The sequence below is a fragment of the Paenibacillus endophyticus genome, from assembly GCF_014192395.1.
GTDB lineage: Bacteria > Bacillota > Bacilli > Paenibacillales > Paenibacillaceae > Pristimantibacillus > Pristimantibacillus endophyticus.
Genome location: NZ_JACHXW010000002.1, coordinates 576,610 through 590,227 on the forward strand (window position 1 = coordinate 576,610; position 13,618 = coordinate 590,227).

14 protein-coding genes are annotated in these 13,618 nt (G+C 51.1%); 2 read left to right on the forward strand and 12 right to left on the reverse strand.

Going from position 1 to position 13,618, the window contains the following annotated elements; all coding sequences use genetic code 11:
* Nucleotides 1-77: 77 nt before the first annotated feature.
* Nucleotides 78-1,097, forward strand: coding sequence for a Leu/Phe/Val dehydrogenase (locus FHS16_RS05240; RefSeq protein ID WP_183559735.1), 1,020 nt, complete (start codon nt 78-80; stop codon nt 1,095-1,097).
* 208 nt (nt 1,098-1,305) lie between these two features.
* On the opposite strand, the gene FHS16_RS05245 is transcribed toward FHS16_RS05240, so the two are convergent.
* A complete protein-coding gene (locus tag FHS16_RS05245) occupies nt 1,306-2,178 on the reverse strand; it encodes an SDR family oxidoreductase (RefSeq protein ID WP_183559540.1) in 873 nt (290 codons plus the stop codon).
* A gap of 169 nt (nt 2,179-2,347) precedes the next feature.
* On the opposite strand from FHS16_RS05245, the gene FHS16_RS05250 reads away from it, so the two are divergent.
* A complete protein-coding gene (locus FHS16_RS05250; RefSeq protein ID WP_183559542.1) occupies nt 2,348-2,752 on the forward strand; it encodes a winged helix-turn-helix transcriptional regulator in 405 nt (134 codons plus the stop codon).
* A gap of 599 nt (nt 2,753-3,351) precedes the next feature.
* Here the strand turns inward: FHS16_RS05250 and FHS16_RS05255 are convergent.
* The 11 genes from FHS16_RS05255 to FHS16_RS05305 form a co-directional block, all read right to left on the reverse strand.
* Entirely contained in the window at nt 3,352-4,686 is a 1,335-nt protein-coding gene (locus FHS16_RS05255) for an LLM class flavin-dependent oxidoreductase (protein WP_183559544.1), read from the reverse strand.
* A 46-nt stretch (nt 4,687-4,732) separates the two neighbouring features.
* Nucleotides 4,733-5,269: a GNAT family N-acetyltransferase gene (locus FHS16_RS05260; RefSeq protein WP_183559546.1), complete on the reverse strand. Its 537-nt coding sequence runs from the start codon at nt 5,267-5,269 to the stop codon at nt 4,733-4,735.
* Nucleotides 5,270-5,315: 46 nt separating this feature from the next.
* Nucleotides 5,316-5,810, reverse strand: coding sequence for a DinB family protein (locus FHS16_RS05265; protein ID WP_183559548.1), 495 nt, complete (start codon nt 5,808-5,810; stop codon nt 5,316-5,318).
* A gap of 39 nt (nt 5,811-5,849) precedes the next feature.
* On the reverse strand, nt 5,850-7,013 hold the full coding sequence (gene solA / locus FHS16_RS05270; RefSeq protein WP_183559550.1) for an N-methyl-L-tryptophan oxidase: 1,164 nt from the start codon (nt 7,011-7,013) through the stop codon (nt 5,850-5,852).
* Nucleotides 6,970-8,160 carry an amidohydrolase gene (locus FHS16_RS05275; protein ID WP_183559552.1) on the reverse strand — a complete coding sequence of 397 codons (1,191 nt, stop codon included), beginning with the start codon at nt 8,158-8,160 and terminating at the stop codon, nt 6,970-6,972. The genes solA and FHS16_RS05275 overlap by 44 nt, the downstream gene beginning before the upstream one ends.
* Nucleotides 8,157-9,167 carry an LLM class flavin-dependent oxidoreductase gene (locus FHS16_RS05280; protein WP_183559554.1) on the reverse strand — a complete coding sequence of 337 codons (1,011 nt, stop codon included), beginning with the start codon at nt 9,165-9,167 and terminating at the stop codon, nt 8,157-8,159. The genes FHS16_RS05275 and FHS16_RS05280 overlap by 4 nt, the downstream gene beginning before the upstream one ends.
* 21 nt (nt 9,168-9,188) lie before the next feature.
* On the reverse strand, nt 9,189-9,941 hold the full coding sequence (locus FHS16_RS05285; protein WP_183559556.1) for an amino acid ABC transporter ATP-binding protein: 753 nt from the start codon (nt 9,939-9,941) through the stop codon (nt 9,189-9,191).
* On the reverse strand, nt 9,938-10,648 hold the full coding sequence (locus tag FHS16_RS05290; RefSeq protein ID WP_183559558.1) for an amino acid ABC transporter permease: 711 nt from the start codon (nt 10,646-10,648) through the stop codon (nt 9,938-9,940). Before FHS16_RS05290 ends, FHS16_RS05285 begins: the two co-directional genes overlap by 4 nt.
* Nucleotides 10,638-11,432, reverse strand: a complete 795-nt coding sequence (locus tag FHS16_RS05295; protein WP_183559560.1) for an amino acid ABC transporter permease — start codon at nt 11,430-11,432, stop codon at nt 10,638-10,640. Before FHS16_RS05295 ends, FHS16_RS05290 begins: the two co-directional genes overlap by 11 nt.
* Before the next feature lie 28 nt (nt 11,433-11,460).
* Nucleotides 11,461-12,291, reverse strand: coding sequence for a transporter substrate-binding domain-containing protein (locus FHS16_RS05300; RefSeq protein WP_183559562.1), 831 nt, complete (start codon nt 12,289-12,291; stop codon nt 11,461-11,463).
* A gap of 301 nt (nt 12,292-12,592) precedes the next feature.
* Nucleotides 12,593-13,495 (reverse strand): LysR family transcriptional regulator, encoded by a 903-nt coding sequence (locus FHS16_RS05305; protein WP_183559737.1) that lies wholly within the window; start codon nt 13,493-13,495, stop codon nt 12,593-12,595.
* Nucleotides 13,496-13,618 lie beyond the last annotated feature (123 nt).

Genomic DNA, 13,618 nt, shown 5'->3' on the forward strand with positions numbered 1-13,618 from the left:
TCGACCGCTAGGCTTGAATATGCTGAGAGCAGGAAGCATGGCAAACCTGCTTCAAAGGAGGAGTCAACTTGAACCTTATGAATCAAAATTATGAGCAGCTCATCTTCCTCCAAGACCGTTCAATCGGATTTAAAGCTATCATCGCTATTGACAATACGACGCTTGGCCCTGCCCTCGGCGGCTGCAGGATGTGGCATTACGCAAGCGACGAAGCCGCAGTATTGGATGCGCTTCGCCTTGCACGAGGCATGACGTATAAATCTGCCGTATCCGGCATTCCATACGGCGGCGGCAAAGCTGTCATTCTCTCCCACTCCGATCAAGGGCCGCGGCAAATGCTGTTTCGGGCATTAGGACACAAAATCGACGAGCTGCAGGGCACTTATATTACAGGCATGGATTTGGGGACGACCGTCTCCGATATGGACTGGGTTCATTTTGAAACCTCTTTCGTTACGGATACATCCGGCTCACTCGGCGCAGTGAACGAGCTTACCGCAAAAATGACAGCATATGGCGTGTTCCTAGGCATACAAGCATCCCTTAAGCGTGCTTATGGCAGCGAATCCATTCAACACAAAATCATTGCCGTGCAAGGTCTCGGTAAAGTAGGGTTCCAGCTTTGCCGCTTTTTGAAGCATGCCGGGGCCAAGCTCATTGTCTCGGATATTAATCCCGCACGGCTGCGGAAAGCCGTTGAAGAGTTCGGCGCAGATCCGCGCAAGCCCGGCGACATCCTTTCTGTGCCTTGCGATGTGTTATCCCCTTGCGCGCTCGGCGGCATTCTGAATGATACTACTGTTAGTAAGCTTAACTGTACAATCATTGCAGGCGCTGCCAACAATCAACTGCTGGAAGCCCGGCACGGCAAGCTCCTGCATGATATGGATATTTTGTATGCTCCCGATTATGTCATTAACGCGGGAGGAATAATCGTGACCTCCGTTGAGCTCGAAGGCGGTAATGCGGCTGCAGCGCAAAAGATAGTTGAGCGGATTGGCGATACCCTTACGCATGTGTTCCATACGTCTGATGCGCAAGGAATATCTACAGCAGCTGCAGCAGATTGGATCGCTGAGCAACTGCTCGGGCGCTAAATACATGAAGCTGTACTAGCAATCATGTCACTGCGACAGCCGTAATTCGACTTGTGCACCCACAAGGCTGTCGCTGAATGTTTAATGCCTTATTCCAGCTTCTAACAATATGCTTACATAATCATCCAAATAAAACAAGGGCTCAGCTCCAATTGGAGTTGAGCCCTTGTTTTATTTGGTCATGAAAGCTTCTGCTAACCGATTTGCATTAAGCTTGAAGCGATTGTCTCACGATATCCTCAAGCGGGGTGAATGTGCCGACAAGCTCCCTCAGGTCATCCGAGGTTTGTGACGTCTCCCCCTCCGCTACGCTTTGATTGATGGCAGCTACCATGATGGCTACGCCCTCTGGCAAACCTGCCTGTAGAAGAAGGGCTTTCTGCTCATCGAATGAGATCGGATTGTATACGACTTGCTTGCCCGATACTTCAGCGATAATTGCAGCCAGCTCTTCAAAGCTCCATGTCGTATCCGTTGCAAGGTTATAGATTTGATTCTCATGTCCTTCTTCCGTCAACACGACAGCCCCTGCAAGCGCTAAATCGTCACGGCTCGCTGTATGTACGCGTCCAGCTCCCGCATTCGCAACTAATGCTCCGAATTGAACTGCGGCACCCACGCTTTGCGGACTTACGAAAACATCTGTATAAAGCGGATTTCTCAGGAACGTAAACGGAATGCCCGTCGTGCGGAGTATGCCCTCCGTAAGCAAATGGGTCGCAGCAAGTGAAAGCTTTGAAGTCTCAGCGAATGCATATCCATAATACGCAATATGGCCGACGCGAGCGTCCTTTGCCGCTTTAGCAACATTCGCATGCTGAAGAATTCGAAGGGTTTCGTCATGAGCATCCGGGCTCGGTACGAATAGCAGCTTGGACGCGCCTGCAAAAGCCTTTTCAAGTGATTGGCGGTCATTGTAATCACCATAGCGAACCTCTACTCCAAGCTCAGCTAGGGCAGAAGCTTTCTCCACGTTTCTTGCAACAGCTATAATTCGGCTTGCAGGAACCTGCCGGGCAAGCAAATGCTTGATTACGAGACCTCCAAGTTGTCCGGTAGCACCCGTGATAATAATTGACATAGATGAATCATCCCTTCATGTATGGATTGGAATGCCAAGCACAATAAAGATATACGGCTCGGCAGTAATTTGTTAGACTCTAAATATATTAGATACTAATGATATTAACAAGTACGCTTATTTTTCGTATATAGTACTAAAAAACATACTATTGGAGGCATACGCATACATGGCGAAGTATGGAGAAGATTTCATGAAATGCCCTATGTTCACGGCGCAAAGCCTGATCGGCGGGAAATGGAAGGTTTTTCTTTTATGGGCGCTGCATGACGGTCCTAAGCGGTTCAGCGAAATGCAGAGGCTTCTGCCGGAGGTAACCCAATCGATGCTTACGAACACGCTTCGTGATCTGGAGAAAGACGGATTGATTCATCGCGAGGTTTATCGCCAAGTACCGCCGAAGGTTGAATATTCGCTCACCCCGATTGGTGACAAATTAATGCCAATTCTACAGCTGCTGCTTGGCTGGGGCACGGAATACATGGAGGATATGGGGACGCTTGACCTCGAAAATAGCGGTCTAGATCCTGCCCGTTGGGCAGCGATCAATAAAGGTATGACTCAGTTAAAATAACTTGCATACCGCAGATTCTCTCTCCCTTTCTGCTTTCTATAAAAAAATAGAAAAAGGCAGTTGTTACCCCTGAAAGCGCCGATGCATAGGGAACAAGCCAATCATATAAATAGATGTACTGGTTTTTCGCTATGAAGGGACGCTGAGGCATCTATGTGCTGCTGCATCGGGTATGTCATTATTATAAAAAACGAAGGTAGCGTTAATTTTGGCAATGCTAGAATTTTGGAGACGAACGTAGATGAGCAGGCCGAGGAAACCGCATCCGGAGCTGAAGAAACCGTATCAAGCGAAGAAGACGTTGATACGGCCATATTAACAGGGAGGCACTCAAAAACGTTAAAATCGAAGAAGCCGCGAAGGCGTGGAAAAGCTGTCGCAGGCCTCATGCACCGTCAGAAAAGAAAGCGCTAGAGGCGGGGGCAAGCCTCGGAGCCTCGGAGCCTTGGACCGGATCAACCCAATCACCGGAACCATGAACTCCGTATCAAAGCATGAAATCCCGCATTCCAGCGCCAATGCGGCAGCTGATGCTTCCGCAAATCCATCCCTCTTCCCTTACGTCGAGCAGCGTATACATCGGACTCGTATCCCTGGGATCAGCTGTTTACCTTCTCGGCTTCCTTCGAGTAGCGGTTGGCAGGAATCGGCAATCCTAGGTTGCCGCGAAGCGTATCCGCTTCATACTCCGTACGATACACCCCTCGCTCCTGAAGAATAGGAACGACCAGCTCAACAAAGTCATTCAAGCCGCTTGGAATGGAAGAATGAATAATGAATCCGTCCGCTGCTCCCTCTTCATGCCACTGCTGGATCAGATCCGCTACCTTCTCCGGCGTGCCGATGAATTGACCTCGCGGCGTAGCCGATTGCAGCGCAACCTGGCGAAGGGTCAAATTTTGCTCCTTGGCGTTTTGTTTAATTTTATCCGTACCGCTGCGGAAGCTGTTATGCCCGAGATCACCGAGCTCAGGAAAAGGCTCGTCAAGCGGATATTGGCTGAAATCATGATGCTCGAAGAAACGCCCTAGATAGTTCAACGCATTCTCGATCGTTACGAGAGCCGCAAGCTCCTGATACTTAGCCTCGGCTTCTTCTTCCGTGCGGCCGATTATCGGTCCGATGCCTGGGAGAATCACAATATCATCCACCGAGCGTCCTTCTGCAACCGCCCGATCCTTCACATCCTTATAGAATGCTTTTGCATCTTCGATGCGCTCATGGCCCGTGAATACCGCATCCGCCGCTTTGCCAGCCAGTTTCTTGCCGCTTTCCGATGAGCCCGCTTGGAAGATAACCGGGTGGCCCTGCTTGGAGCGCGCAATATTAAGCGGACCTTGCACAGCGAAATACTCGCCTTTATGGTTAAGCGTATGAAGCTTAGCGGGATCAAAGAATACACCTGATTCTTTATCTCTTACGAAAGCGTCATCCTCCCATGAATCCCATAAGCCGCGTGTGACCTGCAAGTATTCCTCGGCGATTTTGTAGCGCTCGTCATGCGTCGGGTGGTCGGTTTTGCTGAAATTGCTTGCCGAGCCTTCGAGCGGTGACGTCACTACGTTCCAGCCTGCGCGCCCGCCGCTAATATGGTCAAGCGAACCGAATTGGCGCGCAACCGTAAACGGCTCGCTGTAGGAGCTCGACAACGTGCCGACCAGCCCGATTTTGGACGTAACGGCAGCAAGCGCCGACAATATCGTAATGGGCTCGAAACGATTGAGGAAGTGAGGAATCGATTTCTCATTTATATATAGACCGTCAGCTATGAATACCAAATCGAATTTGCCTGCTTCGGCAGTCTGGGCTTGCTGGGTGTAAAATTTGAAATTAACGCTTGCATCTGCCGGGACCTCCGGATGCCGCCATGCCGACACATTGCCTCCCACCCCATGAATCAATGCACCGAACTTAATTTGTTTGCGATTCGCCATAATAAACGTCCTCCCCATTCACATCGATTTATAGTTCCAGTTCACGCTATTGCACCTGCAGCAGCGACGTTTCTTTTAACGCAAGACGATAGCTCTTTACGAGTGTATCCCCGTTTTGGAGATCCTTATCGAACGCCCGCTCAAAGCCAAGCCGCTCATAAAGCCTAACGGCAGAATCCATCATATCCGAGGTATGGAGATGGAGCGTTTCGGCACCCCATTCCGTAGCAAGCTTGGCGCTTGCACGAATGAGCTCGGTCGCGATGCCGTAACCGCGTGCCTTCCTCGACACGGCAAGGAGGCGAATAATTGGAGTTTGAATATTCAGATCAGGCAATCCGTACGCTGCTTCTGATGAATCAAACAAAAACACGCTGCCGACTACCTCGCCGTTCAGCACGGCTGCCAGCCGAGCCTTTGTTGCTGCTCCGTCGATGGCTTCGAGAATGCTTTCTTTGTAACGGCTCCACGCTTCCTCAGGCAGCACCTGCTCATATTGCCCGTAAGCATCCAGCAGCACCTCCCGGATTGCCTCGCGATCCGCGGGCTCGGTGTCCCTTATTACAACTGCATTGTCCGACATGCACGATCACCCGCTTCCTTTAACTATGATTACAAGCAGCAGCCGTTTAAATAGCGTTGTTTGCTTTTGCCGACTCCGCCTCGCTTTGTTTTACCCGGCGAATTTGTCCCAAATGACCTTGAACATGAGCAACGAAAGCCGGAACGATAGCCGCAATCGCGACATGCTCGCCTTTGAAGTTAACGCCTGTTTTACTCCATTCCTCGTCAGTAAGACGGTTAAACAGCAGGCTGTTATATTGAACTAGCGCACGGGCCGCTGTCAGAATATCTTTCGCATCGCCCTCGTTCGCCTTCTGACCGCTCACCCATGCATCCTGATTGAAAAGGGGCAGTCTCACTTCTGAGCCCGACAATATTTCACGAACGCGGAAGGATACGACGATGCTGTGATCCACGAGATGAGCAAGAACCTCGGTTACGCTCCAGGATTCCGGCGCAGCCTTCCATTTAAGCTGCTGCTCCGTTAGTCCCTCTATTTCTTGCTCGATTTGATCATACGCCTGTACATACGCTTGAACATTGACAGTTGACTGACTCATGTAAGCTCCTCCTTGTGAATGGGGCCAAATGGCTCCTCGTTATTGACTGCTGAACCGGCTAAGCTCGAATATGCGCAAATCATAGCCCGTTTGTTTTTTTTCTAGTTTATTGGCCAAAATCTCACCGATCACGCTGGCAAACTTAAAGCCATGGCCGGAAAAGCCTCCAGCGAGCAGCACATTCGGATGCTCCGGATGCGCATCGATAATGAAATCTTCATCGGGCGTGAACTCGTATTTGCACACTGCGCTCTGAAGAAGCTTGCCTGCTGCGCCTGGCACAAAAGCATGCAATGCCCGGCGCAAGTCATCCTCATCCTCCGGGTAAGCTCCGAACGGCGCGATTGGCTCGCCGGGCAACCATTCTACGCCCGTATCATGCCTGCCGATCTTAATTCCCGCACCGCTAATGCTTGGGAAGCCGTAATATCCGCCTAATGCTCCTCCCCAAGTGAAACCGGGGAATGTACCCGCGTCGAATGCGGTCGAGCTTGTTTCAAACCATCCGACGACCTTGCGTACGGCACGGATCGGAAGCTTCACATGATTGGACAGCATATGGAACCATGCCCCTACGGTAATGACAACCTGTGAAGCCGTATAAGCTTCTTCCCTTGTATATACGGTGACGCCGCCTTCATCGGCCCTGATGTCTGTGACAAAGGTATCAACGAGCAGCTCCGCCCCGGCGAGCAGCGCCTGCTGCTTATATGCCGCTATGCATTTCTCGCTGTATAAGTAACCTGCGTTCGGCTCATACATGCCTTGGAACGAATCGTCCAGCCGAATGCCCGGAAACCGGCGATTGATCTCATCCGCTTGCAGCAGCTCGACCTGTACGCCATTCCTCATCGCATCGCCAAGCCTGCCCTTATAATCGTAAAAGCTCGTTTCTGCCATGTTCAGCACACCGGATCGCTCCAGCAGCTTCTCGCCGGTGGCCCGCTCCAGCGCCAGCCACTTCTCGTCCGCCCTTAGCGCCATCTTCACATAAGTGTCGCCTCCATGATAAGCATGCCTAATTAAGCGCGGCTCCCCATGATGGCTTCCCATGTTATGCGGCGGATTGAAAGCATCAATGAGCAGCGGCTTCGCTCCGCGGGCCGCAAGCTCATAACCGGCGCTCATCCCCATGGAGCCCGCTCCTACGACGATGACATCATATGATTTCGAGATGCTCTCGTCCTCCCGGCAAGCGTTCATCCGCCAGCTTGCGCAAAGCGTCCGAAGCAAGTGCTGCGAAGAATGACGCTGCGATCGGCAATGCTGCCTCATCCAGATCAAAGGCCGGATGATGCCATTCCTGCGGTCCAGCCGTACCGAGAAATACGAAAACCCCAGCGGTTTCCTTCAAATAAAATGCAAAATCCTCGCCAGCAGGAGACGGCTTTGGCTTCACGACAGCAAATCCCAACGCTTCTGCCGTTACAGCTGCCTGCTCCGCCCAACTCTCGTCATTGACAACCGCCGGCGGTCCTTCTATCCATTTCACGCTCGCCTTCGTCGCGAAAGCAGAAGCGACTCCATTCACAACTTGCTCGAAGCGCTCCCGCACCGTAAGGCGTACCTGCTCGTCGAACGTCCTAAGCGTTCCATCAAATACCGCTTTATCCGAAATAACGTTCCATGCCGAACCGGCATGAAGCCTGGTTACGCTGATGACCGCACTGTCCAGCGCGCTTACGCTGCGGCTCACGATTGATTGCAGCGCCGTAATGATATGCGCTGCCGTCACAATGGGATCGAGGCCTGCTTCCGGTACAGCAGCATGGGTACCGCGCCCTTCTACTTCGACAACGAAACCATCTGCTGCCGCCATGAGCGGGCCATCCTTGATGCCGATCGTCGCGACCGGCAGGTCAGGCTTATTGTGCATGCCGAACACCGCTTCTACGCCATCAAGCGCACCGCTCGCAATAATCTGGCCTGCACCCTTCGCCTTTTCCTCTGCGGGCTGAAATAGAAATCGTACGGTTCCGCGCAGCTCCTGCTCGCGCTCCTTGAGCAGAAAGGCCGTTCCAAGAATCGAGGCGGTGTGGAAATCATGGCCGCAGGCATGCATTTTCCCGGGGGTTTTGGACGCAAAAGATAGTCCCGTTTCCTCCTGAATCGGCAGCGCGTCGATATCCGCCCTCACCGCAACGATCGGTCCTCCGCTCAGTCCGCCAACCTCGGCAATGACGCCGGTCTTTAGCCCGTAATCGACAATTCGGATACCTGCTTCAGAAAGCCAGCCGCGTATGGCAGCCGTTGTCTCGAACTCCTCATGGGAGAGCTCCGGATGCTCGTGAAGCTGCCTGCGAATCTCCACCAGCCTCGCTTCGATTGCCCCAGCCGAGAAGCCGCTCATACCAATTCCCCTTCGAACGCTTCCTTCAGCAGCTCGAATGAACGGATTCGTTTCGCAAAATCAGGGATGATCGTCGTAAAGACGAATTCATCCACGCCGTATTGCGCTTGAATTTCGAGCAGCCGCTTGCGAACCGTCTCCTTGGTTCCTCGCGTAATGTCGGCGTCTCTCTCTTCCGCCGTGAACGTCTCACCCGCTTGGCGGGCGAATTCCTTCGCCTGGTCTAGCGAGCCAACATTTACGGTTTTACCGCTCGCAAGCATAACACGGACGCTCTTGAAGTGGCCTGCCAGCGCATTCGCTTCCTCCTCCGAATCCGAAGCAATAACGGACAACGCCAGAATCGTTTTGGGCTCTCTCCCAAGCGAGCGGTTAAACTGGTTTCGGTACGTTTCTATCGCCTTGCGGGCCGTTTCCGGGTCGTTATTAATAAATAACGCAAATGCATACGGGTAACCCTTCTCGGCAGCGAGCTCCGCGCTGGATATGCTCGTGCCGAGCAAATAGATGTCAGCCGGTTGAACCGGCAGCGGACTTGCTTCCAGTCCGGCAAGCGGATGATCTTCGCCCGTCTTATCATGCAGCAGCTGCTCCAGCTCCGTCAGCTTCTCCGCCAAGGTCGCAGCCTCCGCTACGCCTTTTTGCAAAGCTTTAGTCGAACGAGGCAAACCTCCCGGTGCGCGACCGATGCCAAGCTCCACCCGTCCAGGCGCCAGCGAAGCCAGCACATTGAAATTTTCAGCTACTTTATATGGACTGTAATGCTGGAGCATGACGCCGCCCGAGCCGATACGGATCGTCTTCGTTTGAGCAAGCAAATACGAAATAAGCACCTCTGGCGATGAACCCGCCATGCCTGGGGAATCATGATGCTCGGATACCCAGAAGCGTTCGAAGCCCAGCGTCTCCGCGAGCTGCGCCAGCTTGACGGTATTTCCGAGCGCTTCCGCAGCCGTCTGGCCGGGAAATATAATGCTTTGATCCAGAATGCCGAATTTCAGTGACATATTGATCCGCTCCTCTATGCGTTAAATAGAATAAACACCCTCTGGCGTAATTCGCTTCAAAAATTGCTTGGTGCGTTCTTCCTTTGGGTAATTGAATATCTCATTGGGCTTCCCTTCTTCTACGATAACCCCGCCATCCATGAACACGACATGATTCGCGACATCCTGAGCGAAGCCCATCTCATGCGTGACGATAATCATCGTAATGCCTTCCTTGGCGATTTTGCGGATCACGCTAAGCACCTCGCCGACAAGCTCCGGATCCAGCGCCGAGGTCGGCTCATCGAACAAGATGACCTCTGGATTCAAAGCGAGCGCACGGGCAATGCCGACGCGCTGCTGCTGTCCGCCAGACAGCTCGCTCGGATAGGCATCCAGCTTGTTGCCAAGCCCCACCTTCTCCAGCAGCTCTGCGCTTTTCTTGCGCGCCTCATCCTTCGGAAGCTTCTTCACAATGACGAGCCCTTCCATGACGTTCTCAACGGCTGTCTTATGCTTGAATAGGTTGTATTGCTGGAATACCATCGCGCTCTTCTGACGGAGCGTATGAATATCCTTCTTGTCCGGCCGCTTGCAATTGACGGTGAAATCATCAATCGTAATCTGGCCGTCATTCGGCTTCTCCAAATAATTGAGGCAGCGCAGCAGCGTCGTTTTCCCCGAGCCGCTTGGCCCGAGTATGGCAACGACCTCGCCCTTCTTCACGGTAAGATCAATGCCTTTAAGCACTTCATTGCGTCCAAAGCTCTTCTTGATCTGCGTCAGCTGAATCATGAGACACCGCCTCTGTTGTAAAGGTTAAACCGCTTCTCCGCTAGTGCAGTAAGCCGTTCGATAATAAAGGTCAAACCCCAGAATATAATGGCAGCAGCCAAATACGCCTCAAAAAACTTCCAGTTCGTGGTGGCGACGATCTGCGCCTTCGCGTTGATTTCCACGACCGAAACGGTAAAAGCAAGTGTCGACCCGTGCAGCATTCCAATAATCATGTTCGATAGATTCGGCAGGCTCGCCGAGAAAGCTTGCGGCAGAATAATTCTGCGCATCGCCTGCGAGGTTGTCATGCCGATAGAGTAAGCCGCTTCGATTTGTCCGCGGTTGACAGCCAGCAAGCCCGACCGCACTACCTCTGACATATATGCTCCCGCGGTAATGGAGAATGACAGGTATGCAAACCCGATCATTGGAATGGAGACCGATCGGAACGATAACCCAAGCGCTTCGGCAATTCCGTCAACGATGATTGGAAGACCAAAGTAGATAAGCAGCAAATGCGTCAGCATCGGTGTTCCACGGATAAAAGTGACATAAGAGGCTGCAATCTGGTACAAGACAGGAATCTTGTAGAGCCTGACAATGGCAACGGCAGTACCAATAACGAGTCCGCACAGCACGGACACGGCGGTTATCGCCAGCGCCGTCGGAATCGCAGTCAGGAGCTGCAGGAATGCCGTCCATATGAATGCAAAATCAAGCTTCATTTTCCCTTCCTCCTCTGCCAAAGCCTGGCCCTGCTATGAACCTGAATCGTTTGGTTTTTCCTTTGTGCAAGCGCGGTTCCTTATCCTCGGCAGCTAAGCGGCGTTCATGCCGGAGCAGCTTCTTCTCAATGAGGTGGAACAGCTTCTCGAGTCCAAAGCTTATGACGAAGTAGATCAACGCGAGTGAAATGTAAGTTTCGACAAAATGTCTCGACATAACCGCGAGTGTCTGCGACTTGCCTGTTAACTCCATAATGCCGAGCGAGAAGGCAAGTGAGGTGTCCTTCAGATTCGCGATAACCAAATTGGAGAATACAGGAATCGATATCGCCATCGCTTGCGGCAGGACGATTCGGGTGAATGCCTGGAAACCGGTCATGCCGACCGAGTAAGCCGCTTCAACCTGACCTCGGTCAACCGCTCCTACGGCTGCGCGAATCATTTCCGCCAAGTAAGCCCCGCTATGCAGCGCATACGTTAAAATAACGAAGTACAAAGCGGGCAGCTTGGCGACATCTACGTTAACGAGCTTCAGAATCTCAGGCAAACCGTAATAAAACAAAAAAAGCTGGATCAAAATCGGCGTTCCCCTGAAAAAGGAGAGATACACCTGCGACAATCGTCTTAGAATCGGAATCTTATAAAGCTGGGGAAGGGCGACGATAAACCCGACGCCCAGCCCGATTACGATGGAACTCACCACGATAAGAAGAGTGACTTTCAAGGTAGGAAGCAGCTTTACTAGATACTCGAACACATAACTGATATCAAATGGTTCTCCCACCCAGCCATCTCACCTTTCTTGCACTCGCTTATTTTTCTTCGGATGTAAAGTCATTGCCCAGCCATTCGGAGCTAAGCTTCGCCAAGGTACCATCCGCTTTCAGCTCTTTAATCGCGCCGTCTACTGCATCGGATAATTTCTGCTGGTCCGGGTCATTCTTGCGGAACATGAAGAGAATGTCCGCTTCGCTAAGCGCTGGCCCTACCGCTTTCAGCTCTTGCTTCGTATCTACTAGCGATAGCGTGAAATCCGCTGCAAGGAAAGCGTCTACGCGTCCAGAGGTTACTTGCGCAACGGTATCGTTGGCGCCGCCGTTTTGGTACACGATTTCAATCGCATTGTTGTTTTCTTTGTTGTAGTTTTCCAGAATCGTCGATTGTGCGCTTGTTGCTGTCGTCAGTACTTTTTTGCCCTTCAAATCGTCGAGTGTCTGAACGGAATCATTATCTTTCGCTACGATAATTTTGTTTCTCCAGTGTGCGTATGGCTCCTTATTGAACAGGTACTTCTCTTCACGCTCCGGGTTTTTCTCCATTTCATGAGCAACGAGATCGATTTTTTTCGTTTCCAGGCTAAGCAGCAGGTTCGTGAACTCAAGCGTTTGAATATCGAATTCATAATCAGCAAGACGCTTGTCGATTTCTCTTACCAGCTCAACGTCGAATCCGGTCAGCTTGCCGTTCTCGTCAATAAAGCATACATTAGGAAATTGCGTTCCCGTCCCCACGACGATCTTCGTTACTGCCTTCGATTCGTTCCCGCTTGCCGCTTCCGAGCCTGCATTATTTTTGTTGCTGCCACAGCCTGCAAGCGTAAGCGTCAATATAATGGCAATGGATAAAAAGAATGCTTTTTTCATGTTCATTTCCCCCAATAAAGTCGTTTTTTTAAATTCTTATAATTCCTACCTGTTAAGTAAGGATTAGCGTTGAATTCACTTTACCACCTGACTGTCATTTCCGTCAATCCCATTTCTTATAGAGATCTTCTATAAGTAAATTGATATCTCCGATCGACCCTTCAGCTAACAAAAAACCGCTGCTTCAGCAGAAGCAGCGGACAAAGGTTGTTTAATCACACTATTTCAATCGGCTTTGCTGACTATATAACTTTACCACGTCAGCAGCCGTCCGGATAATAGAGCTTTTCTATATATGCTTTTAATTTGCCGATAAGAGGAGCTTGGCAGCTTCCAGCTGCTTGCCAATTTCTGTAATGGCTTCAACGAATGGGAGGTGCTCGCCGTGATGGGAGATGAGATTGGTCTGCAGGGATATGCCTTCCGTTTCCGGCACTCGAATTTGATAAAGCTTGCCGTCATGGATTTCCTGCTTGGCGCATAGATCCGGCAGAAAACCGATGCCTGCTTTTTGAATGACCAGCTTTTTGGCCATCTCGGAGTTGTCCGTCTGAATTTGGATATTGGGCGGCAAATCAAGATGCTCGAATATACGGTGTATACGCAGCCAATCCAATGAGCCGCATTCAAAGAACACGAGCGGCTGCTCCGCTATCGCTTCAATCGATAAATTGCCTGTCGTCAGGAATGGATGGCCGTCATAGGCGTACAGCCTGATGGGATCCTCATAAAACTTGCTTGACTGCAAGCTTGGGTGGTTCACATTGCGGACGAAACCGATATCGACATCCTTGCCGAGCACCTTATTCATGATCTCATCTGTCGTGCCGGTCACGATCTTGTAATGCGTATTCGGGAATCGCTGCTTCAAACGAGGCAATAGATCAGGAATGATATAGTTGGAGACGGATACGGTGCAACCGATTCGGAATTCATTCGGCAGCGACTTCTTCTGATTGATATGCAGCTTGCCCTTCTGATAAATAAGCAGAAGCTGCTGCGCATAGGGTAAGAAACGTTTGCCATCCTCCGTTATTTGGACTTGTTTTCCTTGCCGGTCAAAGAGCTTGCAATCGAGCTCCTGCTCAAGCGACTTGATCCGGGCGGTTACGGAAGGCTGTGACAAATACAATGCATCGGCAGCCTTGTTAAAGCTTCCGCAATGAATGACGTAGACGAATGCCTCAATATTTTCAATGTTGATTTCGTACACCTCCCCCGTCCTCTTAAACCAACTAATCCAATAAGAATATATTAATTTAAAATAACAAATGATAGCCCTTTCTGTCAAATGGCAATAAAAAAAACCGGGCATGAACTGTGTTCA

Coding starts and splice junctions, on each gene's coding strand:
- FHS16_RS05240 (WP_183559735.1), top strand. CDS start 78: ATGAATCAAAATTATGAGCAGCTCATCTTCCTCCAAGACCGTTCAATC.
- FHS16_RS05245 (WP_183559540.1), bottom strand. CDS start 2,178: ATGTCAATTATTATCACGGGTGCTACCGGACAACTTGGAGGTCTCGTA.
- FHS16_RS05250 (WP_183559542.1), top strand. CDS start 2,348: ATGGCGAAGTATGGAGAAGATTTCATGAAATGCCCTATGTTCACGGCG.
- FHS16_RS05255 (WP_183559544.1), bottom strand. CDS start 4,686: ATGGCGAATCGCAAACAAATTAAGTTCGGTGCATTGATTCATGGGGTG.
- FHS16_RS05260 (WP_183559546.1), bottom strand. CDS start 5,269: ATGTCGGACAATGCAGTTGTAATAAGGGACACCGAGCCCGCGGATCGC.
- FHS16_RS05265 (WP_183559548.1), bottom strand. CDS start 5,810: ATGAGTCAGTCAACTGTCAATGTTCAAGCGTATGTACAGGCGTATGAT.
- solA (WP_183559550.1), bottom strand. CDS start 7,013: ATGAACGCTTGCCGGGAGGACGAGAGCATCTCGAAATCATATGATGTC.
- FHS16_RS05275 (WP_183559552.1), bottom strand. CDS start 8,160: ATGAGCGGCTTCTCGGCTGGGGCAATCGAAGCGAGGCTGGTGGAGATT.
- FHS16_RS05280 (WP_183559554.1), bottom strand. CDS start 9,167: ATGTCACTGAAATTCGGCATTCTGGATCAAAGCATTATATTTCCCGGC.
- FHS16_RS05285 (WP_183559556.1), bottom strand. CDS start 9,941: ATGATTCAGCTGACGCAGATCAAGAAGAGCTTTGGACGCAATGAAGTG.
- FHS16_RS05290 (WP_183559558.1), bottom strand. CDS start 10,648: ATGAAGCTTGATTTTGCATTCATATGGACGGCATTCCTGCAGCTCCTG.
- FHS16_RS05300 (WP_183559562.1), bottom strand. CDS start 12,291: ATGAAAAAAGCATTCTTTTTATCCATTGCCATTATATTGACGCTTACG.